The 1701-nt window shown below is 71.0% G+C and carries 2 protein-coding genes; both read left to right on the plus strand.

From position 1 onward, the window contains the following. Positions 1-791, plus strand: a 791-nt coding sequence (locus G6018_RS13615) for an SGNH/GDSL hydrolase family protein (RefSeq protein WP_182639895.1), incomplete at its 5' end; no start/stop codon positions are given. Between the two features lie 80 nt (positions 792-871). Then, positions 872-1701: SGNH/GDSL hydrolase family protein (locus tag G6018_RS13620; protein ID WP_182639896.1), on the plus strand; the 830-nt coding region annotated here is incomplete at its 3' end.

Genomic DNA, 1701 nt, shown 5'->3' on the forward strand with positions numbered 1-1701 from the left:
GGATCGCGCCCGGCGCGTGGGGGGCCGGTCCCGTCGCGTGCGTGCGCACCGACGACGCCTACCCCACCGTGGTGGCCCGCGAGCTGGGGGTGGGCACGTTCGTCAACGCCAGCTGCGGTGGCGCGGTGGCCGACGACTTCCTCGCGGTCGGCCGGACCGGGGCTCCTCCCCAGTTCGACGCCCTCGACGCCGATACCGACCTGGTGACCATGACGATCGGCGGTAATGACGTGGGCTTCGCCGCCGTGATCGTGGCGTGCGCCCTGCGGCCCAACACCGCACCCGAGCTGTTGCCGCTCGTCGACGGCGCGACGGCGAGCCTGTCGAAGGGCTTCGATCCCACCGCCGGGTGCTCGGACGTCATCGACAGGCAGGCCGCCCGCGCGCTCGAGACTCTCGACCAGCGCATGGACGCGGTGTACGCCGGGATCGCCGAGCGCGCACCGCAGGCCCGCGTGGTGACGGTCGGGTACCTGGCCGCGGTGCCCGCGGACGACCGGATCATCGAGCAATCCCCGGCCTGCGCTCCGTTCATGGCGATCAGCCGGGAGGAGCGGGCCAAGGTCCGCGGCTTCCAGGACAGCATCAATCGCGTCGTCCGCAACGCCGCCGAGCGCAACGGCGCCACCGTCGTGATCCCCGATGAACCGGGCCACTCGATGTGCACCCCGCCCGAGAACCGCTGGGTGGACTTCACCGGGCTGGACACGGGCGCGGTGCCGGTCCATCCGACCACCGCCGGCCATGCGCACGTCGCGGATCGGGTGCTCGCCGCGCTGGGCGATGCCTGAGTCCGGTCACGTCACCTGACGACTGTCCAGTTGGGCCCAATTCGGTAACGAAGCGGCGTCGATGAGAGAACATAGAGCTCATGCTCACCACTCCTCGGCGCCGCTTCGCCGGTTCCCGCACCCTCACCACCTCCCTCGCCCTGGCCGCGTCCGCCGTCCTCACGGCCGCACCCGTCGCTGGTGCCCAGTCCACCACCCAGGCGGACGGCACGATCGCCCTCGGCTCCCTGGGGTCGAGCGTCGGCACCCCTGTCAGTGCGTCGGGTTCGCTCGGCTCGCTCTCGACTCCGGCCTACGCCGACTACGTGGCGCTCGGCGACTCCTACGCCGCGTTCGGGGACCAGACGGAGCCCGTGGTCACGGATGGCCCCGCCGCCCGGTGCGGCCGCAGTCTGACCAACTATCCGAATGTGCTCGACGTGAACCCGGCGGTTGGTGAGCTGGTTGACGTCACCTGCGGCGGGGCGATCATCCCCAGCCTCACGGGGTTCCAGTACGACGGGGTCCCCGCCCAGCTGAACGCTCTCGACGCGGGGACGGATCTTGTGACGCTGTCGATCGGCGGCAATGACGTCGGCTTCGGCACGATCGTCAACTGCATCACCAAGCAGGACGACTACGCCACCGTCCCCAGTTGCCGGGAAGAACTCGACGACGAGATCACCGCCGCCATCGACACCGTCTTCGGCGCGGGCGTCGAGGAGGACGTCCCGGTCGCGACGAAGGTCGACACGATCTACGCCCTGATCGCCGAGCGGTCCCCCGGCGCGACGGTCGTCGCGACCCAGTACCTGCCGCTCATGCCCGCAGAGGGAGAGAGCTGCGCGTTCACCGAGCGGCTCGTCCCGGACGACGTGAAGTGGGCCCGCGAGGTGACCGCGAAGATCAACGCCGCCGTCGACGCCGCCGC

Origin of the sequence: Dietzia sp. DQ11-44 (genome assembly GCF_014145205.1) — a bacterium.
Lineage (GTDB): Bacteria > Actinomycetota > Actinomycetes > Mycobacteriales > Mycobacteriaceae > Dietzia > Dietzia natronolimnaea.